At 62.2% G+C, this 21686-nt stretch carries 25 protein-coding genes; 15 read left to right on the top strand and 10 right to left on the bottom strand.

The window, feature by feature from the left end; translation table 11 throughout:
- Positions 1–212: 212 nt before the first annotated feature.
- Positions 213–842, top strand: coding sequence for a low molecular weight phosphatase family protein (locus ACIPY2_RS12585; protein ID WP_400266723.1), 630 nt, complete (start codon positions 213–215; stop codon positions 840–842).
- Positions 843–845: 3 nt separating this feature from the next.
- Here the strand turns inward: ACIPY2_RS12585 and ACIPY2_RS12580 are convergent, their stop codons facing one another.
- Positions 846–1820: an acyl-CoA thioesterase gene (locus tag ACIPY2_RS12580; RefSeq protein WP_400266722.1), complete on the bottom strand. Its 975-nt coding sequence runs from the start codon at positions 1818–1820 to the stop codon at positions 846–848.
- Between the two features lie 113 nt (positions 1821–1933).
- On the opposite strand from ACIPY2_RS12580, the gene aztD reads away from it, so the two are divergent.
- Positions 1934–3214, top strand: a complete 1281-nt coding sequence (gene aztD / locus ACIPY2_RS12575; protein ID WP_400266938.1) for a zinc metallochaperone AztD — start codon at positions 1934–1936, stop codon at positions 3212–3214.
- A gap of 7 nt (positions 3215–3221) precedes the next feature.
- Here the strand turns inward: aztD and ACIPY2_RS12570 are convergent, their stop codons facing one another.
- The gene (locus tag ACIPY2_RS12570) at positions 3222–4145 is read right to left on the bottom strand and encodes a sugar-binding transcriptional regulator (protein ID WP_400266721.1); all 924 of its coding nucleotides are present in this window, start codon (positions 4143–4145) and stop codon (positions 3222–3224) included.
- A gap of 115 nt (positions 4146–4260) precedes the next feature.
- Between ACIPY2_RS12570 and ACIPY2_RS12565 the strand changes: the two genes are divergently transcribed.
- From ACIPY2_RS12565 to ACIPY2_RS12545, 5 genes are all read left to right on the top strand, one after another.
- On the top strand, positions 4261–5643 hold the full coding sequence (locus tag ACIPY2_RS12565) for an ABC transporter substrate-binding protein (protein ID WP_400266720.1): 1383 nt from the start codon (positions 4261–4263) through the stop codon (positions 5641–5643).
- A gap of 81 nt (positions 5644–5724) precedes the next feature.
- Positions 5725–6585: a carbohydrate ABC transporter permease gene (locus ACIPY2_RS12560; protein ID WP_400266719.1), complete on the top strand. Its 861-nt coding sequence runs from the start codon at positions 5725–5727 to the stop codon at positions 6583–6585.
- Positions 6582–7478, top strand: a complete 897-nt coding sequence (locus tag ACIPY2_RS12555) for a carbohydrate ABC transporter permease (RefSeq protein ID WP_400266718.1) — start codon at positions 6582–6584, stop codon at positions 7476–7478. The genes ACIPY2_RS12560 and ACIPY2_RS12555 overlap by 4 nt, the downstream gene beginning before the upstream one ends.
- 28 nt (positions 7479–7506) lie before the next feature.
- Positions 7507–8550 carry an NAD(P)-dependent alcohol dehydrogenase gene (locus ACIPY2_RS12550; RefSeq protein WP_400266717.1) on the top strand — a complete coding sequence of 348 codons (1044 nt, stop codon included), beginning with the start codon at positions 7507–7509 and terminating at the stop codon, positions 8548–8550.
- Between the two features lie 13 nt (positions 8551–8563).
- A complete protein-coding gene (locus ACIPY2_RS12545; protein WP_400266716.1) occupies positions 8564–9265 on the top strand; it encodes an HAD-IA family hydrolase in 702 nt (233 codons plus the stop codon).
- A 125-nt stretch (positions 9266–9390) separates the two neighbouring features.
- Here ACIPY2_RS12545 and ACIPY2_RS12540 read toward each other — a convergent pair whose 3' ends face one another.
- Positions 9391–9825 (bottom strand): DoxX family protein, encoded by a 435-nt coding sequence (locus ACIPY2_RS12540; protein ID WP_400266715.1) that lies wholly within the window; start codon positions 9823–9825, stop codon positions 9391–9393.
- Between the two features lie 98 nt (positions 9826–9923).
- Positions 9924–10493, bottom strand: a complete 570-nt coding sequence (locus ACIPY2_RS12535; RefSeq protein WP_400266714.1) for an antibiotic biosynthesis monooxygenase — start codon at positions 10491–10493, stop codon at positions 9924–9926.
- A gap of 42 nt (positions 10494–10535) precedes the next feature.
- Between ACIPY2_RS12535 and ACIPY2_RS12530 the strand changes: the two genes are divergently transcribed.
- From ACIPY2_RS12530 to ACIPY2_RS12520, 3 genes are all read left to right on the top strand, one after another.
- Positions 10536–11876, top strand: a complete 1341-nt coding sequence (locus ACIPY2_RS12530; RefSeq protein ID WP_400266713.1) for an MATE family efflux transporter — start codon at positions 10536–10538, stop codon at positions 11874–11876.
- Positions 11877–11885: 9 nt separating this feature from the next.
- Positions 11886–12458 carry a hypothetical protein gene (locus ACIPY2_RS12525; RefSeq protein WP_400266712.1) on the top strand — a complete coding sequence of 191 codons (573 nt, stop codon included), beginning with the start codon at positions 11886–11888 and terminating at the stop codon, positions 12456–12458.
- A 75-nt stretch (positions 12459–12533) separates the two neighbouring features.
- On the top strand, positions 12534–12881 hold the full coding sequence (locus ACIPY2_RS12520; protein ID WP_400266711.1) for a hypothetical protein: 348 nt from the start codon (positions 12534–12536) through the stop codon (positions 12879–12881).
- A 40-nt stretch (positions 12882–12921) separates the two neighbouring features.
- Here ACIPY2_RS12520 and ACIPY2_RS12515 read toward each other — a convergent pair whose 3' ends face one another.
- Positions 12922–13470, bottom strand: a complete 549-nt coding sequence (locus ACIPY2_RS12515) for a CGNR zinc finger domain-containing protein (RefSeq protein ID WP_400266710.1) — start codon at positions 13468–13470, stop codon at positions 12922–12924.
- A gap of 71 nt (positions 13471–13541) precedes the next feature.
- Here ACIPY2_RS12515 and ACIPY2_RS12510 point away from each other — a divergent pair, with 71 nt between their 5' ends.
- A complete protein-coding gene (locus tag ACIPY2_RS12510; protein ID WP_400266709.1) occupies positions 13542–14591 on the top strand; it encodes an EamA family transporter in 1050 nt (349 codons plus the stop codon).
- A 120-nt stretch (positions 14592–14711) separates the two neighbouring features.
- On the opposite strand, the gene ACIPY2_RS12505 is transcribed toward ACIPY2_RS12510, so the two are convergent.
- Complete coding sequence (locus ACIPY2_RS12505) at positions 14712–14975, bottom strand: WXG100 family type VII secretion target (RefSeq protein WP_347108993.1); 264 nt, start codon at positions 14973–14975, stop codon at positions 14712–14714.
- Between the two features lie 158 nt (positions 14976–15133).
- Here ACIPY2_RS12505 and ACIPY2_RS12500 point away from each other — a divergent pair, with 158 nt between their 5' ends.
- Complete coding sequence (locus tag ACIPY2_RS12500; protein WP_400266708.1) at positions 15134–15406, top strand: DUF2277 domain-containing protein; 273 nt, start codon at positions 15134–15136, stop codon at positions 15404–15406.
- An 80-nt stretch (positions 15407–15486) separates the two neighbouring features.
- Here ACIPY2_RS12500 and ACIPY2_RS12495 read toward each other — a convergent pair whose 3' ends face one another.
- The 3 genes from ACIPY2_RS12495 to ACIPY2_RS12485 are packed head-to-tail and all read right to left on the bottom strand — an operon-like array spanning position 15487 to position 18466.
- Complete coding sequence (locus ACIPY2_RS12495; RefSeq protein ID WP_400266707.1) at positions 15487–17814, bottom strand: heavy metal translocating P-type ATPase; 2328 nt, start codon at positions 17812–17814, stop codon at positions 15487–15489.
- A gap of 8 nt (positions 17815–17822) precedes the next feature.
- Positions 17823–18056 (bottom strand): heavy-metal-associated domain-containing protein, encoded by a 234-nt coding sequence (locus ACIPY2_RS12490; protein WP_400266706.1) that lies wholly within the window; start codon positions 18054–18056, stop codon positions 17823–17825.
- A 44-nt stretch (positions 18057–18100) separates the two neighbouring features.
- Positions 18101–18466: a metal-sensitive transcriptional regulator gene (locus ACIPY2_RS12485; protein ID WP_400266705.1), complete on the bottom strand. Its 366-nt coding sequence runs from the start codon at positions 18464–18466 to the stop codon at positions 18101–18103.
- Positions 18467–18528: 62 nt separating this feature from the next.
- Between ACIPY2_RS12485 and ACIPY2_RS12480 the strand changes: the two genes are divergently transcribed.
- From ACIPY2_RS12480 to hxlA, 3 genes are all read left to right on the top strand, one after another.
- A complete protein-coding gene (locus tag ACIPY2_RS12480; protein ID WP_400266704.1) occupies positions 18529–18960 on the top strand; it encodes a rhodanese-like domain-containing protein in 432 nt (143 codons plus the stop codon).
- Between the two features lie 154 nt (positions 18961–19114).
- Positions 19115–19714 carry a 6-phospho-3-hexuloisomerase gene (gene hxlB, locus ACIPY2_RS12475; RefSeq protein WP_400266703.1) on the top strand — a complete coding sequence of 200 codons (600 nt, stop codon included), beginning with the start codon at positions 19115–19117 and terminating at the stop codon, positions 19712–19714.
- A gap of 52 nt (positions 19715–19766) precedes the next feature.
- A complete protein-coding gene (gene hxlA / locus ACIPY2_RS12470; RefSeq protein WP_400266702.1) occupies positions 19767–20390 on the top strand; it encodes a 3-hexulose-6-phosphate synthase in 624 nt (207 codons plus the stop codon).
- Here hxlA and ACIPY2_RS12465 read toward each other — a convergent pair.
- The gene (locus ACIPY2_RS12465) at positions 20387–21661 is read right to left on the bottom strand and encodes a LuxR C-terminal-related transcriptional regulator (RefSeq protein ID WP_400266701.1); all 1275 of its coding nucleotides are present in this window, start codon (positions 21659–21661) and stop codon (positions 20387–20389) included. The genes hxlA and ACIPY2_RS12465 overlap by 4 nt on opposite strands.
- Between the last annotated feature and the right edge of the window lie 25 nt (positions 21662–21686).

The raw sequence follows: 21686 nt of genomic DNA, 5'->3' as shown, positions 1-21686 counted from the left end.
ATTGGGTTTGTGGGTGCCCCTTGGCAATCGTGTCGCAAAAAGGCCCACATTCCAGATGCGGGCGAAAGGGACTCCCCACGTACGGCCTCCCAATTACAAGCGCTTCCGGTCGGAAGCGATTTTGCAAGGCCTCCAGTGTGGTGAACACTGTGGAATGGATCGGTCACGGCGGGTCGGGTCCATCTTCTTCATTTCATCGCTTGGGAGAAATCGTGAATCACGTCGACAGGTCGCTTGAAGCGTCAGACCTGAACGCGGACACCTTCAGGGTTTTGGTGGTTTGCACCGGCAATATTTGCCGCTCGCCACTGGCCGAGGCCGTGCTCCAAGCCGGACTGGACGAGGCTTCGCCCGGATACTTCTCCGTATCCAGCGCCGGCACTTTTGCCCATGCGGGAAAACCCGCGCAACCTGGTTCCCGGGACGTTGCGAACCTGTTGGGGGCCAGCCTTGACCACTTCCGTGCCAGGCAGCTTACAGAAGACCATGTGGCCCGTGCCCACCTCGTCCTGGTCCTTGCAGCAGCGCATCGACCCGAAGTGCTGGCGGTTGCCCCGTCCGCGCTGAAGCGGACATTCACGCTGCGCGAGTTCGCGAGGATTTTGGAACGCATGCCGCTGGAGTCCTACCGTGGCGCTTCCTGGACGCAAGTAGTGGCTGACGCTGACCGTGGACGACACGCGGCAACTGTCAGCGATCCTTTGCTGAACGACGTCACGGATCCCTACGGACTGGGCAATGAGGCGTATGAACTTATGACCAACGAAATGCTGCCCAGCATCAGCACCTTCATAGAAGCAGCAGTGACTCTCCGCCCCAAGACGGTCGCGCCTCCACGGTGAAGCTTAGTTCCCGCCCGCTTTCAGGAGGTGGTCCGGAAGGCGGTTGCCAGGTGCCCGACCGCGGATCTCAAGCAGTTCGCGGGCGTGGGCATGGAGCTTCCGGTCCTCGTCCGATACGGGTTCCCAAGCTGGAATCGGGACCGCTGTCCCCGTCTCGTCGCGGGCAACCATGACTGTCAGGCAGTACGTGGTCAGGTTCATTTCCTTTGTTTTGGGATCACCTGAGCGGACATGTACCGCTATGTGCATACCTTTGGCGCCTGTGTAGACGAGCCTTGCTTCCACCTCCACCACGTGGCCTATCAGGAGCGGGCGATAGAAGCGTACGCCGCCCGAAAATACGGCGACCGTATCGCGGCCGCAGTATCGCGAAGCACAAACATATGCTGCCTCGTCTATCCACTTCATGACGATGCCGCCGTGTACTTTGCCGCCCCAATTTACATCCGTCGGCGATGCCATGAACCGCAGGGTCACGCGCTCGGCCGTCCCGGCGTCGGTATATTCCTGGGCGTTCATGGCGTTCACGATCTGCTCGCGAACTTGTATGCGCGCCAAGGCATGGTCGCGGGCTTCGATCTCCTCCGGTGTTTCCGGTTCAAACTGCGGGACGGGGATCGGCTTGCCGTCAGGACCCACGGCCACGAAGATCACCATGCACTGGCTGTGCATGGTCTCCGGGCCCCCTTTGGGGTTCCGGGAGCTCACCACGGTGTGGATGTGCATCGAGGAGCGACCGGTGTAGACGATGGTGGAGGTGACCTCAACCATGTCGCCACTGTTCACGGGGTCCGCGAAGTGGATGTTTCCCACGTACGCCGTCACGCAATAGGACTTGGCCCAACCCACGGCTGCCGCATACGCCGCCTTATCCACCCATTCAAGGACGGTGCCGGCATCAACTGAGCCGCTGTGGCCCACGTCCATGGGGGCTGCGAGGAAGCGGAGGGTCACGGAATTAGCGGGGGACTCGCTCATGCTGGCAGTTTACTGGCGGCGTGTTTCTGTTACGTGAGTAAGTCCTGGCCTTCCTGTCCCGGTGCCCAGACGTCATCAGTGCGAGCCGCAATTTGCCACATAAATGAGAATCAATATCATTTAAGCCATGTCACTCACTGCACCTTACCCTCCCGTGCCCGCCCGCAGCCGCCGTCGGGCTTTCAGCCGTCCTCCTGACCGCCTGCGCCGCGCCAGGCAATCAAGTCGCGTCCGCCCCATCGTCGAGCACTGCCTCTGCCAAGGAGGCAAGCGCTCCGACGCCTCGACTGGTCTACACCTATGACGGTGGACTAGCCGTACTGGATGCCAAAAGCCTGGAGGCCGTGGGCGGGGCAAGCCTTGAGGGCTTCAACCGCTTGAACCCGGCGGGCGACGGGCGCCACGTCTTCGTCTCGACGGGAGACTCCTTCCGGCTGTTCGACTCCGGCGCTTGGACCGAACCTCACGGTGACCACAGCCACTCCTACACCACGGCCCCAGCGCTGACCGACCTCAAGTTTGTCGCCGACAAGGCCGGCCACGTGGTGCTCCATGCGGGGAAGGCGGTGCTCTTCAACGACGGTTCGGGCAAGGTGGAATCCTTCGACACCTCAGCCCTCGCTGCAGCGGTCGACGATGGCAAGCTGCCGGCAACGGACATCTACACGACGCCGGAAGCGCACCACGGCGTGGCGGTCGAACTTGAGGACGGCAAGCTGTTGGTGACACTTGGGAATGAGGAAAGCCGTACGGGGATTGCCATCCTTTCCGCCGGCAAGGGGCAGGACCGGACGGAAATCGCCCGGAATGAGGATTGCCCGGGCGTGCACGGCGAGGCCGTTGCGGCCGGTGGTGCCGTAGTGGTCGGTTGCACCAACGGCATGTTGGTCTACAAGGACGGTGCGATAACCAAGGTGGCCAGCCCCGACTCGTATGGCCGAATGGGAAACCAGGCCGGTTCGGAAAAGTCGCCCGTGATCCTTGGCGACTACAAAGTAGACAAGGCCGCCAAACTGGAGCGGCCCACACGGATCTCGTTGGTGAACACTGAGACTGCCAGCCTGCATTTGGTGGACCTTGGAACCAGCTATTCGTTCCGCTCTCTGGGGCGCGGACCTGCTGGTGAAGCTCTGGTGCTGGGTACTGACGGCGGCCTGCGCATCATCAACCCGCTGAGCGGCGCGGTCACGGCAACTGTTCCTGTGGTTGCCGCATGGGAAGAGTCCGAGACGTGGCAGGACCCGCGGCCCACCTTGTTCGTGCAGGGTACGACGGCGTTCGTCACCGAACCTGCGACGCAGTCACTTCACGCTGTGGACCTGAAGGCAGGCAAGGTGACCAAGTCGGCGAAGCTTGAGCACACGCCGAACGAACTCACGGGCGTGACTGGTTAGGGGCGCTTCACCTCTTGACGGCCGCCAATGCAGCCCTGGCGGTTCCCACGTCGGTGACGAGGGTATCCACAAGTCCTGATTTCAGTGCTGCGATCACAGCGTGTTTCTTGCCAGGCCCGCCTCCGAGGGCCACCTTGAGCGGTACGGAAGCCAGTTGCTGTGTGGTGATGCCGATCATGCGGTCGTCAAGAAGGTGGAGCTCCTTGCCCTGGGCGTCGAGGAGGGTGGTGCCGATTTCCGCCGCGACGCCCTGTTCCATCAATGGGCCGAGCTCTCCCGCCTCCTCGAGGAGGCCGGCAAGGAGCGAGCTGTGGGGCCACCCACCCACGGTGAAAACTGCCTTGTCCAGTAGGTCCATCCGCTTTAAAGCCTGGCGAACCCCGGGCTGGCTCCGAATGACCTGCGCGGCGACGTGATCAGTCGCAATGACAGGCGAATGAAGCGGGTACATCCGCCCTTGTGCCACCCGGCGCAACTCCATGATGACCTCCAGGTTGTCATCGTCTGTCGATGCGACGCCCGTCAGCTGTACCAAGTCACAGTTCGGCGCGGTCTGGATACGCGCGCAGGTCTCCAAAATGGTTCTGCCCGGGCCCAGTCCAAAGATGTCGTCTTCTTCGATGAGCTCAGAGAGGAGCTTGGAGGCGACGGCGGCGATGGCGGCGCGTGCGGCCTTGTCACCCTCAGCCGCGGGAATGCAGACAACGGCCGACTCCAGGCCGTAGCTGGAGGCCAGCGCCTTGGAAAGTGTGGCGTCAATGGGGTCGGGGAGGCGGGGTGTGACTTCCACCAGTCCCTGCTCGCGGGCGTACTTCACCATTCGACCCACGGCAAAGCGGGACACCCCCAACTCCTCGGCTATATCCACTGTTGGGCGGCCGAATTTCAGGTGCTGCATGGCCGCGTAGACGTGGCGCAGCTGATCTTCCATGCTCAATTCCTTGCTCACCTGAGCATCATAGAACAAGTTGTGAGCGCTCTCACTAGTCTTTCATCTACACCCCGTGGCACCGACGCCGCCGGGTTGCAGCGAGTCCAAGGAGTAGATGATGGAAGTCCAGCGTTTCCGCCCCAGCCGTCGCACCGTTGTGCAAATGGCAGTGACTGCGGTAGCCGCCACGGCTACGCTCGCGGCCTGCTCGCCCGGAGGCGGAGCGGATTCCACCGCCGATGTCGATTCATTCGGCTGGCGGAACTTCGAAGGAAAAAGCCTCAATCTTTTGATGAGCGAGCACCCGCTCTCCGCAGCGATCAAGCCGCAGCTGAATGACTTTGAGACCAAGACCGGAATCAAGGTGAACCTTGAAACCCTCAGTGAATCTGACTACATGGTGAAGATCCTGACCGAACTTCAGTCCGGATCCGGCGCCTACGACGTCTTCATGACCTCGCAGCCCATGAACTACCAGTACGCCGCCGCCGGTTGGATCGAAGACCTGCAGCCGTGGGTGGACAACTCCAAGCACACTGCTCCGGACTACGACATCAACGACTTCTTTCCGGCCTTGTTGAGCGCTGAACGCTGGGACAAGACCAACTTCGGCGGTGCCGGCAAAGGCGGCCTGTGGGCTATCCCTGCGAACGAGGAAGGCTACGCGCTCTTCTATCGCAAGGACATTCTTGAGGCCAACAACGTTGAAGTGCCGCAAACCATTGATCAACTCATCGCCGCCGCCCAGAAGCTCAACGGAATCGAATTCGGTGGGAAGAAGATCTCAGGCTTCGTCAGCCGTGGCGACAAGACTTACCCCACGCTGAACCCCTTCTCCACCTTCGCCGGCGCCTACGGGGTCAAGGACATCACCGATGGAAAAGCCACCGTGAACTCGCCGGAGGGCATCGAGGCAACCAGCAAATGGGTGGAACTGATGAAGACGGCGCCCAAGGCCGCCAGCACTTACACCTGGTATGAGGCACAGCAGGACTTCCTGGCCGGTACTTCGGCGTTCTATATCGACGCTGACCACATGGCCCCCGATTTTGAGAAAAAGGGCAGTGCCATTGCCGGCAAGGTGGGCTACGCGTTGCCACCTGAGGGTCCCAAGGGCCGCTCCTCAAGCATGTGGCTCTGGTCGCTGGGAATGAACTCATCGTCGAAAAACAAGGGGGCGGCCTGGCAGTTCATGCAATGGGCCACCTCAAAAGAGCTCCTTACGTCAGCCATCGCAGCTGGAAACATGAACCCAACGCGTGTGTCAGTGGCCAACAGCCCGGAGATGGTCCAAGCCACCGCCGGCTGGGGTGACTACAACAAGACGTGGACGGAAATCCTGTCGAAGTACGCGTCCTGGCCTTATTCACCGTCGGCCAGCTGGACGAACGCAGGCGACATCTGGGCCACCGCTATCCAGTCCGCAATTTTGGGACAGGCGTCCGTGGAAGACGCCCTCAACGACGCTGCCAAGAAGATCGACGCCGTCATCAAGTAACCCTGCCGACGCTTCCCGCGGTCCCTGAAGGCGCACTGCCGCGTCGACCGCCGGGCAGAGTTGCATCAACCAAGGGAACCAATGAAACACAAACCTTCTCTTCCCTACCTTTTGCTCTTACCCGCCCTGGCGTTGCTGGTGGCCATTCTCTACCCGTTCCTCACAGGGGCGTGGTGGTCGTTTACCTCGTATCGGCTCAACCGGGGCGCTCCCGTGCCCAATTGGGGCGAGAACTTCCTGAATCTCTTTTCAAGCGGGGAGGGCCTGCATGCAATCGCCATAACGCTCGGCTACGCGGTCGTCGTCGTGGTTCTTGAATGCCTGTTCGGCGTAGGTCTGGCGATGCTCCTTAACTACGTAGGCCGGATTGGAAACTCTTTCCGGTTGCTGATTGTCCTTCCGCTGCTCCTGCCTCCGGTGGTCGCGGCTCTCATGTGGAAGGTCATGCTGACCGAAAACGGTGTTGTGAACTGGCTGCTGGAGTCGGTCGGGTCCCAGAAGCTGCTCTGGCTCAACGGACCTGACAGTGCCCTCTGGTCCGTAGTCCTGATCGATGTCTGGATCTTCACCCCCTTCGTCATGCTCCTGGCGCAAGCAGGTTTGAAGAGCGTTCCGAAAGAGCTCAGCGAGGCTTCCGCTATGGATGGGGCCGGACCGGTTCGGAACTTCGTTTCGGTGACGCTGCCGATGCTCATGCCCGTCCTGGTGGTCATCGTCACCTTCCGGGGCATTGACTCGCTGAAGATGTTCGACATCATCTACACCACCACCAAGGGTGGCCCTGTAGACGCAACTACCAACCTTCACGTCATGGCCTACCTGGACGGCATACGCAACCTGAACTTCGGTGCCGCGATGGCAGCATTGATCGTCCTCTGGCTTCTTTGCTACCTCATCTCCTTTTTCCTGCTCAAGGCCCGTCGTAAGGAGGCATTTTCATGAGCAGCACAGTTGTGAAGCCTGCGGCACGTGCCCAAGGGGCTCCTCCGGTTCCCGGCACTTCCCGCCGGGAAAGGTCCAAAAAACTTCGACGCGCGGCCGCAATCACCGTTCTGACGCTCTGGACCGTGTTCGCGTTGGCGCCGATTGTCTGGATTCTGATGATGTCCTTCAAGACGCCAGGCGACATCGTGGTCTATCCGCCCAAGTTCTTTTTTGCTCCAACCTTGGACAACTATGTGAAGGTGCTCAGTGGCAGCGCGTTCATGACACCGTTTGTGAACTCCCTGATCGTCACGCTGGGATCGCTGGTGCTGACCTTGCTGGTTGGCCTTCCGACCGCCTATGCCCTGGCCCGCTTCAAGTTCCGGGGCCGCGAGAACATTGCGTTCAGCATCCTGTCCCTGCGTTTCGCTCCAGAGCTGCTCATCATCCTGCCGCTGTACCTGATCTTTCAAAAGATCGGCCTGTACGACAACTATCTGGGGCTGATACTGGCTTACCAGCTCGTAACGCTGCCGATGCTTGTATGGATGCTCCGATCCTTCATCGAGGATCTGCCTGTCGAGCTGGAAGAAGCGGTGGCCATGGACGGTGGAAACCGTTGGACGGCGTTCCGGCACGTGCTGTTCCGGTTGATCGCCCCGGGTCTTGGCGCCAGCCTGATGCTTTCCTTCATCTGGGCCTGGAACAGCTACACCTTGCCCCTTGTTCTGAGCGGCAAAAACACTCAGGTGATCACCACCGGCATTCAGCAGTACATCGCCTACCAGTCCATCGACTGGGGCCCGATGGCGGCTGCCACTGTCGTCTCCATGGTCCCGGGCATCCTCTTTGCCCTCTTCTCCTTGCGCTGGATCGTCGGTGGTCTTACTGCCGGCACGGTCAAGGGCTGAATACTTCCCGAATCGAAAGGACATTCACATGCCAATCCCTACCACCATGCGCGCCAGCGTCCTGACCTCACCCAAGACCATCGAACTGCAGGAAGTCGCAGTTCCGGAACCGCAGGCGGGCCAGGTGCTGGTACGTGTGACGGCCGTGGGGGTCTGTGGTTCGGACACCCACTTTTATGAGACCGGCTCCATTGGTGACATTGTCGTCGAAGGCCCGATCGTGCTGGGGCACGAAACGGCCGGTGAGATTGTCGCCGTTGGACCTGGTGTGGACAGCAGCCGCGTAGGAACGCGAGTGGCGGTTGAGCCGCAGACCCCATGCCGGAAGTGCGATTACTGCAAGACAGGCCGTTACCACCTTTGCCGCGATATTCTGTTTTACGGCGCTTGGCCCGTGGACGGCTCCTTTTCCGAGTACGTGATCGTGGATGACGACTTTGCACATGCTGTTCCGGAGTCGATTTCCGATGAACAAGCAGCCCTTCTCGAACCGCTTTCAGTCGCCGTACACGCGGCCCGGCGGGCGGGTGTGAAGGCCGGTGACAAAGTCCTTATCACCGGCGCAGGACCGATCGGTGTCATGAATGTCCAGGTCGCCAAGGCCCTCGGTGCCAGTGAGGTGGTCATCAGCGACCCGATCGCGCATCGGCGTGAGTTTGCCTTGGCGCACGGGGCGGACATTGCTTTGGATCCCACCACAAGCGGTTTGGACGAGTACGCAGAGTACTTCGACGTTTACATCGACGCTTCGGGAAACGCACGGGCCATTTTGCCGGCCTTTCCCGCAGTCAAGCGGGGTGGAACTGCGTGTCTGGTCGGAATGGGAGGGGATGAGCTGACTGTTCCCATCGCCATGATTCAGCACCGCGAGATCACACTGACAGGGACTTTTCGGTACGTGAACACGTGGCCAACCGCCATTGCGCTGTTGGCTTCCGGAGCTGTGGATGTGGAAGGCATCGTTACGGGACGATACGGGCTTGAGGACGTTGAAGAGTCGTTGATGAAAGCCAAGAAGGACCCCCTGGCGATCAAAACGATGGTCATCCCCGGCCCGCAGACAAAGCAGTAGCAGGACGATCAATTTGAACCGGATTGACAACAAAAGGACTATCGAATGGGAAGTCAGCGAATTTCTCTTCGATATGGATGGAACGCTCCTGGACTCCATCGCGGCGGTGGAACAGGCGTGGCACGAATGGGCCGTCGAGGAAGGAGTGGCTATTCCTGAGGGGGAGTCGTTTCACGGACGCACTTCGCGGGACCTGGCCGCGGCCTTTGTTCCAGAAGAACGCATAGCTGCGGCCCTCCTGCGGCTCGGTGAAATTGAGCAAAATCCCCGGGCCCCCGTAACGCCGCTGCCGGGGGCGGTCGAGTTATTGGCCGCAGTTCCTGACGACAGATGTGCGGTGGTGACCTCTGCAGCACGCCTGGTAGCCCTGGCCAGGTTGGCCGCTGGGGGAATTATGCCGCCCGCGCTGCTGATAACAGGTGACGACGTGGCTTATGGAAAGCCGCACCCCGAGCCCTACCGCGCCGGCACACGCTGGGCGCGGGACGGCGTGCCGCCTGTTGCCTTTGAAGACACAGTCGCCGGGTTGCGTTCAGCCCGCGCGGCGGGCTGCCTTGCGGTTGGCGTGGTTGGAACGGCAACCGCCGCGGAGCTTCAGCCACAGGCCGACGCCGTCATCACCACGCTGGCGGACGTCGCCGTTCTCGTGGGGACAGACAGTGGCCTCCGGGTTCGACTGCAGGCGCTGGACCCTCTATCACTTTCCACCCGTTAACCACGGACGCTGGACCCTCTATCACTTTCCACCCGTTAACCACGGACGCTCTATCACTCCCTCCAAGGGAGTGATAGAGCGTCCGGGTGAAGGGGGTGTTTGGTGAGAGAGGGTCGGGGGTGGGGCTAGGCGAGGACGCGGAGCTTGGATCCTCGGCGGGCGAAGAGTGCGTTGTCGGCGGAGATCCTGCCTGCTCCGGCCAACGCCAAGGCAAGGGCTGCTCCTGCGAAGAGCAGGACCAGTTCGTATCCGCCGTTCGCAGCAAAGACGCCTGCCGGTGCGTGGACCAGGAAGAGTGCGCCGAGCATGTCGATGGCCAACAGTGCCGCAAATACGCGGGTCAGCAGGCCCAGGATCAGGGCGATGCCGCCCACGAGCTCGAGGGTTGCGACGAGCGGGGCTACGACAGAAGCGCCGGGCACTCCCATCTGGGTGAAGGACGCTTGCGTTCCTGCAATGGTGAATTCGTTGAACTTCTGCCAACCGTGCGCGGCGAAGAGAAATCCTGCAATGACGCGCAGGATGGTCAGGGCTGTGGTGGTCAAGCTGGACTTGTTCATGCCTTCAACCCTTGCGAAATTAAGTTGAAGAGTCAACTAATCGCTACATTTCGTGACGTTTCTCTCGGAGCTGCGCGCGGACCAGCGCAAGGTTCCGCTTACCGCCGTCGTGGTTTTGCCTGCAACCACGGCTGCAGCAGCCGCGTGGTGATCGGCAGGAAAACGTAGGTCATCAACGGCGTGAGAATGACGATGTTGAGCAGCACCTGCAACACCAGCGGCCACTCCTGCGTCAGCGGGTGGAGCAGGAAATTGGCCAGCAGGCTGAGCGGGAAGAAGGGTAGGAAGATGCTGACGGCCTGCTTCCAACGCGGCGGCACCACCGTCTCCGGAACCACCAGGGAAACGTCGCCCGGCTGCGAAAACCAGCCCTCGATGCCAGTGTGCCGCTCCACGCGCGTAGTCTCCATCATGTCCCGGGCGCTGTCGATCCACCACCGGCGCTCCTCGGACTGCTCCCAGCCCTGCAACGATTCCGCGTCCGCAAACCGGTACAGCATGTGCCACTCATTGGAGTCGGCACCGTTCCGAACCCATCCCGAGCCCAGATAGCCCGGCCACTCACGGGCCAACTCCTGGCCGGCATGCGCCCACGCGTTGGCTTGCCGCGTGTATCCGGGGAGGATGGTGCGGGCAACGGAAACAGTGATGGGTTGCTCGTGTGACACGGCCTCAAATGTACTCGGCTGCGGGCGGACTAACCTTGTTTAGTGCCCGAAACCACAACCGCTCCCAGCCGTTCGAACGCCCGCGAGATCCTGCGCCTGGCTGTTCCCGCCTTCGGCGCTCTCATCGCCGAGCCCCTGTTCCTCCTGGCTGACTCGGCCATTGTGGGGCACCTTGGAGTTGATCAGCTCGCCGGCGTGGGGCTTGCCTCAACCGTTCTGCACACCGCAGTTGGATTGATGGTCTTTTTGGCATATTCAACGACGCCGGCAGTCGCCCGCGCGATCGGCGACGGGAAGCTCGGCAAGGCCCTCGCGGCAGGGCGCGACGGCGTCTGGCTCGCCTTATTGCTCGGTGTGGCCCTCGCCGTTGCGGGGTTCATCTTTGCCGAGCCGCTGGTGGGTCTCATGGGCGCGAGCGGCGACGTCCAAGGGTTCGCAGTGGATTACCTGCGCTGGTCCATGCCGGGCCTCACCGCCATGTTGCTGGTCTTCGCCGGGACCGGTGTACTGCGCGGATTGCAGGACACCCGGACTCCACTGGTCGTGGCGACTGCGGGATTTGCGCTAAACATCGCCCTTAACTGGTTCCTGGTTTATGGCCTGCATCTGTCCGTGGCTGGATCGGCCATCGGCACCAGCATCGCGCAGTGGGCCATGGCTGCCGTGTACTTGGTGATGGTGGGCCGCAATGCCGGGAACCACGGCGTTTCCCTTAGGCCGGACTGGCACGGAATCCGGGCCATGACCAAGGTGGGATCGTGGCTCATGCTCCGTACCCTCAGCCTCCGCCTGGCCATCCTTGCAACGGTGGTTGTGGTCACCGCCCAGGGTGCCGTGAACCTCGCGGCACACCAGTTGGCGATGACCATCTTCTCGTTCCTTGCCTTCGCTCTCGACGCGCTCGCGATTGCTGCCCAAGCGTTGATTGGCAAGGAACTCGGGGCCCGAAATGCTGGGCGTGCCCGTGAACTGACGCGCACCATGGTCCGTTGGGGGCTTGGATTCGGTGTGATCACGGGCGTCCTTCTGGCCGTGGCCGCGCCCTGGGTCGGGTATATCTTCACGTCCGATGCCGGAGTCCACGCCGCCCTCACCGCTGCCTTGTGGGTCCTCGCCGCCGGGCAGCCGTTGGCAGGTTATGTCTTCGTCCTCGACGGTGTTCTCATCGGCGCCGGCGACGCGCGCTACTTGGCGATTGCCGGCGTCGTAAATCTCGCGGTGTACCTGCCGCTGCTGCTGGCCGTCCACCTCGCAAGGCCCGACGGCGCGGCGGGGCTGGTGTGGTTGTGGCTCGCGTTTGCGCTGGGCTACATGCTGGCGCGCGGGGTGACCCTGGGGCTCCGGGCGCGGACCGATCGGTGGATGGTCCTGGGTTCGCACTAAACTGTATGCGTGACTCTCCCAGCTGATTCCGCCCTGACTCCTTCTGCCCGAGTGGTTGAACTCTGGAAACCCGTGCTGATCCGTGCTGCGGTCGCACTGGTGTTTGGGGTGGTTACGGCGTTCTGGAGCAGCCCCTCGGTTGAAGTCTTGGCCTGGGCCACGGGGCTTTACCTGCTGGCAACTGCTGCTGCGGTCTTTGTTTGGCGGGCCTTGCCGGTCTTTGTGCCCGTGGTCATCGCCTTAGGTGGCGTCGGCGCGTTGGTGACCCAGTCGGATGCCGGTGCGGGGCTGTCCGCCTTGGTGGCTCTGGTGGTCCTGGGCGCGTCCGAACTCACCCGCGGAGTGCAGAAGAAGGATTCGCTTTCCCGCGACTGGCTGATCTCCGGGGTGATCTCCGTGGGCACGGCCATCGCCTTGCCGTTCTTCATTCCGCTCGGCGCCCATGCCCTGTTGGGTGTGGCTGGTGGCGGCGCGATCATCACGGGGGTGCTGTGGATCCTCTCCGGCCTGACCCTGCGTCACGATGCGCGGGCGGCCACCGGCGCCTCTGCTCCCGGCGCTTCGCCGGAGGCCGTAAACTAGTAGCTGGACGTTCTACTCCTTGTAGAACTTTTGCAGACCGGCGGTGAGCCCATGAGGCCCGCCATTATTGGAGGAATGACCGTGGCAGACCAGAAACCAGGAGAGCCGCGCAAGATGCGGACCTCGGTCAAGGGACCGCTCGTATTCTCCGCATTCTTTGGTGTTTTGGCATTTTTCGCCGTGCTCATCTTCGCTTCCGGCGGCAGCGCGCACACGCCCCGGTTCGACCTCGCGTTCACCGGCGCCGGTATCGCTTTCATCGTCAGCCTCGTGGTGGCCGCCATGCTCTCCATGAGCTACAAGGAAAACGCCGAGCACCTGGGGAAGGGCTCGGGCGTGAACCTCAGTTCCAAGCGCCCGCACGGCGGCGCTTCCTCGCCGGGCTCGCCTGATGAGCCGGAAACGCGCGACGGCGGTCTTTAGTGTCCAGCGCTCCTCCACCTTCGTGGGGGAGCGCTTTTGTTTACTCTCCCTCCGCGGCCTTCCTTGCCCGGTACGCTGCCACGTGGGTGCGGTTGGCGCAGTTACCTGTGTCGCAGTAGAGCTTTGAACGGTTGCGGCTGAGGTCCAGGACCACGGCGTCGCAGTCTTCCGCGGCGCAGACCCGCATCCGGTCCATTTCCTTGCTGCGGATGACGTCGACGATCGCCATCGCCGCCTCCGTGCCCATGCGGTCGGCCAGGGGAGCTTCCTGAGTGGTCGCGTGGAGATGCCAGTCCCATTGGTCGTGCTTCACCAGTTGCGGCAAGGCCTTGGCGTCGGACAAGAGCTTGTTGACGGACTTGGCGGCGGTGTCTTCATCTGCAGCCCAGAGTGCAGCCAATTCGCTGCGCAGCCGCTTGACGCTTCGCAGCTCTGCCGGGGTTTTGGTGCGCGAACCGGAGAAGCCTTCTGCGGCGAGGAAGGCGTCCAGGTGGTCCATAGTGGCCAGGTGTTCGTCGCCATTGGCCGCAGTGTTGATCAAATTGACGACGCTGCGCAGCGCAACCTCGGTGTCAGGCGCAAAAAGCACTTTGACTCCTTACAAGTTTGGGGAGTACTGTCATGACCATAAGCCCACTTTACTCCTGACAGGAGGCTGCTGTGTCAGCAACAAAGACGATGGCTGACGCAAAGGGATTCATGGCGTCGGGACTCGGCATCGCCGTAATCTCCTCCGCGGTTTTCGGCACGTCAGGCTCGTTCGCCAAGTCCATGCTCGAGACCGGTTGGTCTCCTGGCGCGGCTGTTGCCGTGCGCCTGACTGGTGCCGCGCTCATTCTGGCGATTCCCGCCGTCGTGGTTCTTCGAGGCCGCTGGCACCAACTCAAGGACAACTGGCTGACCATCCTGCTGTTCGGCCTCATTGGCGTCGCCGGCTGCCAGCTCTTCTACTTCAATGCCGTGGCACGTCTGTCCGTCGGTGTTGCCTTGCTTCTCGAGTACTTGGCGCCGGTGATGATTGTGCTCTGGCTCTGGATCTCAAGTCGCCGCAGGCCCCGGGCGCTCACCTCGCTGGGTGCCCTGCTGTCGCTCGGTGGACTGGTGCTGGTCTTGGATTTGACCGGCTCGGTCAAAGTCGACTTTATTGGTGTGCTCTGGGGCATGGCAGCCGCCGTTTGCCTGGTGATCTACTTCTTCATCACAGCCAAGGAGAACGACACCCTCCCCCCGCTGGTCCTCGCATCCGGTGGCCTGGTGGTGGGTGCTGCCGTCATGTGGCTGGTGGGGGCCATGGGCTTGCTGCCGATGACGTTCAGCACGGACAACACCTCGTTGGGGCCGTGGATTACGCCTTGGTGGGTCTCCGCTGCGGGGCTGATCATCCTGGCCACGGTGCTCGCCTACGTTTCGGGCATCATGGCCGCGCGAAGCCTTGGCTCCAAGGTTGCCTCGTTCGTATCGCTTACCGAGGTGCTGTTCGCCGTGCTTTGGGCCTGGCTCTTGCTCGGTGAACTGCCCGGCCCCATCCAATTGATGGGCGGCGTGCTGATCGTTGGCGGCGTTGTCCTGGTCCGCGTGGACGAATTGCGTGGGGACCGCCGGGGTGCGGCTGCCGGGGCCGCCCGCGTCCTCGATCACGCGAACGACGTCGAACCTGTCCCGTCGGGGCCCGTCGCCTCCGGGTCGATAACCGAAGTGCCGCGCACCTGACGCGTTGTGAGGCCCGCTCTACGCTCGATTCTTGGGGGATGGGGCGCAGAGCGGGCCTCACAGTGGGTTCTTAAAACGAATGGCCCGGACACCGTGGTGTCCGGGCCATTCCCAGCTGACCTAGTTGGAAGCCTGCTGCTGCTGCTCAGCGTTCTTCTGAGCGCGTGCGCCGGCGTCGCGGAGAGCGTCGGCGACCTTCTTGAGGCTGGAAGCGTGCTGGCTGTCCCACTCGCTGCGGAACTTGTCAGCGTCCGGGCCCTTCCAGTCGGTGCCGTCCAGGGCGCCCTTCAGCTGAGAGCGCTGCTGTTCGATGCTCTCGGCACCGGCCTTCAGCTTGTTACCGAGCTGGCGAAGCTGATCAACGTCTGCACCCCAAATAGCCATGAGATATCTCCTTCAATTCATCGGACCCGAGCTCTTCGGCATCCCCAGCGGCCTCCGGCTCATCCGGAAGATCCATGACTAAAACCTATCCCGGGATTCCAAAGACCGTCGATGGGCACCCCTCCCCATAGAGGTCTGCCCATAGTTAGCATGGGTCTATGTGCCGCAATATCCGGACCCTGCATAACTTTGAACCTCGTGCCACATCGGCGGAGGTGGAGGCCGCTGCGTTGCAATACGTTCGCAAGATCAGCGGAGCCACCAAGCCGTCCAAGGCCAACGAGGAAGCGTTCGCCGAGGCCGTTCACGAGATCGCCCACATCACTCAACATTTGCTGGATTCGTTGGTGAGCCATGCACCGGCGAAGAACCGCGATGAGGAGGCAGCCAAGGCGAAAGCCCGGGCGGCTGTCCGTTTCGGAGCGGCTTAGCTGCGCTGAGGTTCTTACTTCAGAACCTGGTAGCAGCAGATGGCGTTATTAGACCGGCATCTGCTGCTACTTGGTTGGGTTTACTTGCCGAACGAGCGGAGCCTCAAGGAGTTCGCGACGACCAACACCGAACTCGCCGCCATGGCCGCACCGGCGATCATCGGATTGAGCAAGCCGAGTGCTGCCACCGGGATTCCGATTGCGTTGTAGAAGAACGCCCAGAACAGGTTTGTCTTGATGGTGGACAAGGTCTTCCGGGACAACTCGATCGCTTGGACGAGCTGATTCAGGTCGTTGCCCATGACGGTCAGGTCCGAGGCTTCGATCGCGACATCCGTGCCGGACCCCATGGCGATCCCGAGATCCGACTGTGCCAGGGCGGCAGCATCGTTGACGCCATCGCCGGCCATGGCAACCGTGGCGCCCTTCTCCTGAAGCCTCCTCACGGCCTCGACCTTCCCCTCCGGCAGGACTCCGGCAAAGACATCGTCCGGTGAAATCCCGACGGCGGCAGCTACCTGCGCGGCAACGGCCGCGTTATCGCCGGTCAGCAGCATGGGGCGGATGCCGAGCTCCTTGAGCCTCCGGATCGCGGCGGCCGACCCCGGCTTGATGGTGTCGCTCAGGCTGATGATTCCGGCGGGTTCGCCATCCACTGCAACCCAAATCGCAGTCGCGCCGCCCTGTTCCTGATCCTCCAGGGTTCTCCGATGCGTGGCTTGGAGCTTCACGCCGTTTTCTTCCAGCCATCCAGACCGGCCAACAACCACTGTTTTGGGGGTGCCGTTGAGCGCAACCATTCCGCGGACTCCGCCGCCGGGTGCGGACGTGAAGCCTTCCACTGCCGGTAAGGTTCCGGCGTCGGCCAAGGCTTTGCCTGCTGCCGCAGCAATCGCATGGGCAATGGGGTGCTCGGACGCCGCCTCGACGGCCCCGGCCAGCGTAAGGACATCCTCGGGAGTGTGTCCTTTGAGCGTCACTGTGTGGTCTACTGCCAGCTTCCCGGTGGTGACGGTACCGGTCTTGTCCAGCAGGATCGTATCGACGTGCCGGGTGTCCTCAAGGACCTGCGGGCCTTTGATGAGGATTCCCAACTGCGCGCCGCGACCCGTGCCGGTGAGGAGCCCCACCGGAGTGGCCAAACCAAGGGCGCATGGGCACGCAATGACGAGGACCGCCACTGCTGCGGTGAAGGATGCATTGAGGTCGCCCGAGAAGAAGAGCCAAAGGACGAAGGTAACGAATGCGATCAGCAGGACAATCGGCACAAACACTGCGCTGATGCGGTCTGCCAGCCGCGCGATGGGGGCTTTGCCCGTCTGGGCCTGGCTGACAAGCCGACCCATCTGTGCCAACGTGGTGTCGGCTCCGACGCGGGTGGCGCGGACCAGCAGCCTGCCCGAGGTGTTGATCGTGGCGCCGGTGACTTGGCTCCCCGGACCGACCTCCACGGGCACGGACTCGCCGGTCACCAGGGAAGCGTCGACTGCTGAGGCGCCATCGGTGACCACGCCATCCGTGGCGATCTTCTCGCCGGGGCGGACCACGAAGACATCGCTAACCGACAACTGATCGGCGGGGATCTTCTGTTCCTGTCCGTCCACGAGGACCGTGGCGTCCTTGGCGCCGAGGTTGAGCAGGGCCTTAAGTGCGTTGCCTGCTTTGGCCTTGGCGTTCGCCTCAAGGTACCGGCCCAGCAGCAGGAACGTGGTGACCACCGCGGCCACTTCGAAGTACAGGCCGCCGGACATCCCTTCCATGCCTGGGTGCTCGGTCATCTGCGGGTCAGCAAACAACTGCCAGGCCGAGTAGAGGTACGCGGCAATCACGCCGATGGACACGAGGGTGTCCATGGTGGAGGCCAGGTGGCGGGCGTTGATGGCTGCGGCCCTATGGAACGGCCATGCAGCCCAGCTCACCACCGGCAGGGCCAGGGCGGCTGCAACCCAGCCCCAGTTGGGAAACTGCAAAGCCGGAACCATTGAAATGGCGAAGACCGGGACAGTAAGTATCGCTGCTGTGATCAGTCGGGGGAGCAGCGTGGATGCCGCCGGGCCGTGCTCCATGTGGTTTTGGTGGGTTGCATGCTCAGTCCCGCCGGTGCCGTGCCCTGTAGGTTCGGCGTCCTCTGCAGTCACGGTGTGGTGGTGGGCATGCGCGGTTGGGTTGGGTCGGACTGTGGCCTTATAGCCCGTGGCGTTGACCGTATCTACGAGTTGTTGATCCGTGACGGTCGACGGGACGGTGACATGGGCTGATTCCAGGGGAAGGTTGACGGTGGCCTCGACGCCCTCAAGCTTGCCGAGTTTCCGTTCCACGCGCTGGACACATGAGGCGCAGGTCATGCCCTCGATATCCAGCTCAACCACCCGGGTTCCGGGTTGGTTGAAGATCTCCTGGCTGGTCAAAAGGACTCCTATGCTTCGTTGGCTACCACTACGTAGCCTGCTTCTGCGACTGCTTCTCCGATTTCGGACGGGGACAGCTCATTAGTTGAGGTGATGGTTACTGTGGAGAGTCCGCCGGGGTTTAGATCGACTGAGACTTCCTCAACGCCGTTGAGGGCCTCAAGCTCTTCACTGACGCTGGAGACGCAGTGACCGCAGGTCATGCCCGAAACGCTGACGTTGGTCTGGATGGTTTGGCCCATAATGTGCTCCTTGGTGTGGGTTTGGGGCTTGTGTGTTCGCGTAGTTACCGCAGCAGGCGCCCGATGGCGTCGGTCGCTTCTTTCACTTTCGCGTCAATCTGCCCGGCGCGAAGCGCCGGATCGGGTTCGGAGGCGGCGCCGACCACACAGTGGCCGATGTGCTCCTCGACAAGCCCGAGACTTACGGCATGGAGAGCCTTGGTGGCTGCTGCGACCTGCGTAAGGATGTCGATGCAGTACTTATCTTCTTCCACCATTCGGGCGATGCCGCGGACCTGCCCCTCGATGCGTTTGAGGCGGCGGAGGTAGGCGTCCTTGTTGCTGGTGTAGCCGTGCGGTGCGGCCTGTTCCAGATCGACCTCGACGATCGGAAGGTCCGCACCAGCGTGGTTGAAATCTACCGTGCTCATGAAATCAACATATACCCTCGGGGGGTATGCCGCAAGTACCCCCCGGGGGTATAGTTCTGGACATGAGCAGCGAGGAAAAGAACAATTCCGGCAGTAACGACCCAGCGGCCTACTTCCGCTCCAAACTGAATTTCGAGATTGACGTGATGGATGTGGCCGACGCGCCCCCGGGTTCCCTGGTCCTGGTGGACACCCGCCGGCAGTCATCCTGGGACCACGGCCATATTCCTGGGGCGCTGCACCTTCCCACCGCCGAAATTCCGAAGCTTGCGGAACAGCGGATTCCGGGAGATGCGCAAGTAGTGGTCTATTCGTGGGGGCCGGGCTGCAACGGGAGTACATTCGCCGCTCTTGCTTTCGCCGAATTGGGATATGCGGTGAAGGAAATGATCGGTGGCATCGAGTACTGGATCCGGAATGGCTTACCCGTGGAAACCGCGTCCGGCGTTCGGATGGCGTACGCCGATGCGCTGGTGACCGCACATCGCCCTTGAACCGGCGCGACCCCTGAACCCCACCCATCCTTATGGGTGGTAGCAACCGTCAGAAAACAGCGTTCCCCTACCCCCTTCCCTCCGGAAACATTGTGGATACCGAAGCACTCCGCTGCCAACGCAGGTACCGGACGGAAGTAGAAGGGAACGATCCGTGAATCCGACTGCCAGCGTGAATACGGCCGCCTACGCCAACGCGTCAGACGTCGTTCGCAATCTCTCCCTTGTGAGGGACGAAGTCAGTGGTGCCATAGCCAAGATTGACCCGCAGCAGCTTGTCCGCGTTGCCGAAGAAATCCTTGACGCCAGGCGCGTCTTCGTTGCGGCCGCCGGGCGCAGCGGGCTGGTCCTGCGGATGGCCGCGATGCGCCTCATGCACCTCGGCCTCACCGTCCATATTGCAGGCGAAACCACGACGCCGGCCATCACCTCGGGCGACCTCCTGCTGGTCGCTTCGGGCTCAGGCACCACATTCGGCGTGGTCAAGTCCGCGGAGACGGCCACCAAGGTGGAAGCCAGGGTGGCGGCCTTCACCACGAACCCGGATTCGCCACTCGCCGGCCTCGCCGATTCATTGGTAGTCGTACCGGCCGCGCAGAAGACCGATCATGGCTCATCCGTAACACGCCAGTACTCCGGATCACTATTCGAGCAGGCGCTCTTCCTGGCTACCGAAGCCATCTTCCAGTCGCTCTGGGACAACGACCCACAACCGGCCGAAGAGCTGTGGTTGCGGCACGCGAACCTCGAGTAGCAACACCCGGATCCAACTTTCAGGCAGTTCACTACAGAAAGAAAGCAGCACTATGAAACTCCAAGTCGCCATTGACCTCCTCACCACTGAAGCAGCCCTGGAACTGGCTGGACAGGTGGCCGAATACGTCGACATCATTGAGCTCGGCACGCCCCTGATCAAGGCTGAGGGCCTGCCGGTCATCACCGCGGTCAAGAACGCCCACCCGGACAAGATCGTCTTCGCCGACCTCAAGACCATGGATGCCGGGGAGCTTGAAGCCGACATCGCATTCAAGGCCGGCGCCGACCTGGTCACAGTCCTCGGTGCTGCCGATGACTCCACCATCGCCGGCGCAGTGAAAGCCGGTGAGGCACATAACAAGGGCGTTGTAGTTGACCTCATCGGTATAGAAGACAAGGTAAGCAGGGCCAAGGAAGTTCGGGCATTGGGTGCAAAGTTCGTGGAAATGCACGCCGGTTTGGACGAGCAGGCCAAGCCCGGGTTCGACCTCAACGGGCTCCTCCTGGCCGGAGCCGAGTCGCAGGTTCCCTTCTCCGTTGCTGGCGGCGTAAAGCTTGAAACGATTGCGGATGTGCAGAAGGCCGGAGCGGACGTCGCAGTAGCCGGTGGCGCTATCTACGGTGCCGAAGACCCTGCATTGGCAGCCAAGAAACTCCGCGCGGCGATCTCCTAGCCCTGCCGGAACCCGTGGCTGTGGGCCAGCGCAATGGCTTCGGTGCGTGAGCCGACGTCGAGCTTTCTGAAAAGGTTCCGCACATGGAACTTGACTGTGTTCTCGCTGATTCCCAAGGACGAGGCAATGGTTCGATTGCGCTGCCCCGCGGCCAGGTGCTGCAGGACTTCAAGCTCCCGCGCAGCCAGGTTCCATCCCGTCACGTCGCCTGCGGGCGGGTTTGGCGGGTCGAGCGGGAGCGAGACGAAGACGTCGGCACCCCACCCGGACATGACGTCCATTCGGAACTGCCCATCCAACGCTTGGACGCGCTTATCCATGCGGCTGATGCTCGGTTCGTCGGGCGTGACGGCGCCTCCGCCGTCGTCGCGGACGTTGATCAACAGGTTCTCGCCGTCGCAGTCCCACTGGGTGCGGATGCGGCGGACTTCAGGCTGTTCCATCATCACCAGGACCAGCCCGCGGACAATGGCGCGGGCGGCATGGGCCACCTCGCCGGGGAGGGCCCTGCCGTTCAGCGGCGGTTCGATGAACTGGACTTCGATGCCGCTGAAGTTCGTAAGGGGCCGAAGGTCCTCGCGCAATCGCTCGAAGGCTTTCGACACCGGTTCTTCAACAAGGTCCGTGGTCCTGTCGCTGTGGCTGCGGAGGCCAACCAAGGCCTTGGCCGCGAGGTCCGTGACTGTTGTCCGGGCCGTCTTGTCGTCCAGGCCCGGCGACCGCAAAGCCGCCAGCAACGTCTCCAGCGTGGTGGAGTGCAGGTCGGTCAATTCGGCCGTCACGCGAATGCGCTCGGCTGAGGCCGCGCGGGACTCCAGCAAGTATGACGGCGGTGCATCCGAGACTTTTTCCTGGATGCGCGTGGCGGTGATCCGCCACAGGTAGGCCAACAACTCCATGCCAGGCTCTTCGCCAGAATCCGCAGGCGCTGGGTCCGTGAGCACAAGGAGGGCGTTACTGGGCAGGTGCTTCATGGCGAGGATCCTCCGGGTCTCCCGGGCCACCACCGCCTCAGTAACGTGCGGCCCGGCATCTGCGAGGTCAGCGCGCAGCCGATCGAGTTCGGAAATCGAAACCCGCGAAGTGATCTCTTCCGCCCCGGCTTTCTTTTGTGGTCGTCCGGTGCAGTCCTCGGTGAAAATCACCAGTGCACTGTTGCCAACGTAGGGGAGGAGGGATTCCCGGAGCCGTTCGGCGATGTCCGCGAGTGGCGCCTCTCCCAGCGCCGCTATCGAGCGCAGCAGGGGCCACGGTATGTCGGGCTGGGCCATGGGTTGATTCCTTCGGATGTTCCTC

This window comes from Paenarthrobacter sp. NPDC089675 (assembly GCF_044749185.1).
In the GTDB taxonomy this organism is placed as follows: Bacteria; Actinomycetota; Actinomycetes; order Actinomycetales; family Micrococcaceae; genus Arthrobacter.
This window is presented reverse-complemented; position numbering and strand designations above follow the sequence as displayed.

Bases quoted from the DNA above. Each gene is read 5' to 3' on its own strand.
- ACIPY2_RS12560 (WP_400266719.1), top strand. From the start codon at position 5,725: ATGAAACACAAACCTTCTCTTCCCTACCTTTTGCTCTTACCCGCCCTG.
- ACIPY2_RS12465 (WP_400266701.1), bottom strand. From the start codon at position 21,661: ATGGCCCAGCCCGACATACCGTGGCCCCTGCTGCGCTCGATAGCGGCG.
- hxlA (WP_400266702.1), top strand. From the start codon at position 19,767: ATGAAACTCCAAGTCGCCATTGACCTCCTCACCACTGAAGCAGCCCTG.
- ACIPY2_RS12555 (WP_400266718.1), top strand. From the start codon at position 6,582: ATGAGCAGCACAGTTGTGAAGCCTGCGGCACGTGCCCAAGGGGCTCCT.
- ACIPY2_RS12500 (WP_400266708.1), top strand. From the start codon at position 15,134: ATGTGCCGCAATATCCGGACCCTGCATAACTTTGAACCTCGTGCCACA.
- ACIPY2_RS12565 (WP_400266720.1), top strand. From the start codon at position 4,261: ATGATGGAAGTCCAGCGTTTCCGCCCCAGCCGTCGCACCGTTGTGCAA.
- ACIPY2_RS12540 (WP_400266715.1), bottom strand. From the start codon at position 9,825: ATGAACAAGTCCAGCTTGACCACCACAGCCCTGACCATCCTGCGCGTC.
- ACIPY2_RS12480 (WP_400266704.1), top strand. From the start codon at position 18,529: ATGAGCAGCGAGGAAAAGAACAATTCCGGCAGTAACGACCCAGCGGCC.
- ACIPY2_RS12490 (WP_400266706.1), bottom strand. From the start codon at position 18,056: ATGGGCCAAACCATCCAGACCAACGTCAGCGTTTCGGGCATGACCTGC.
- ACIPY2_RS12505 (WP_347108993.1), bottom strand. From the start codon at position 14,975: ATGGCTATTTGGGGTGCAGACGTTGATCAGCTTCGCCAGCTCGGTAAC.
- ACIPY2_RS12550 (WP_400266717.1), top strand. From the start codon at position 7,507: ATGCCAATCCCTACCACCATGCGCGCCAGCGTCCTGACCTCACCCAAG.
- ACIPY2_RS12520 (WP_400266711.1), top strand. From the start codon at position 12,534: ATGACCGTGGCAGACCAGAAACCAGGAGAGCCGCGCAAGATGCGGACC.
- ACIPY2_RS12485 (WP_400266705.1), bottom strand. From the start codon at position 18,466: ATGAGCACGGTAGATTTCAACCACGCTGGTGCGGACCTTCCGATCGTC.
- ACIPY2_RS12580 (WP_400266722.1), bottom strand. From the start codon at position 1,820: ATGAGCGAGTCCCCCGCTAATTCCGTGACCCTCCGCTTCCTCGCAGCC.
- ACIPY2_RS12570 (WP_400266721.1), bottom strand. From the start codon at position 4,145: ATGGAAGATCAGCTGCGCCACGTCTACGCGGCCATGCAGCACCTGAAA.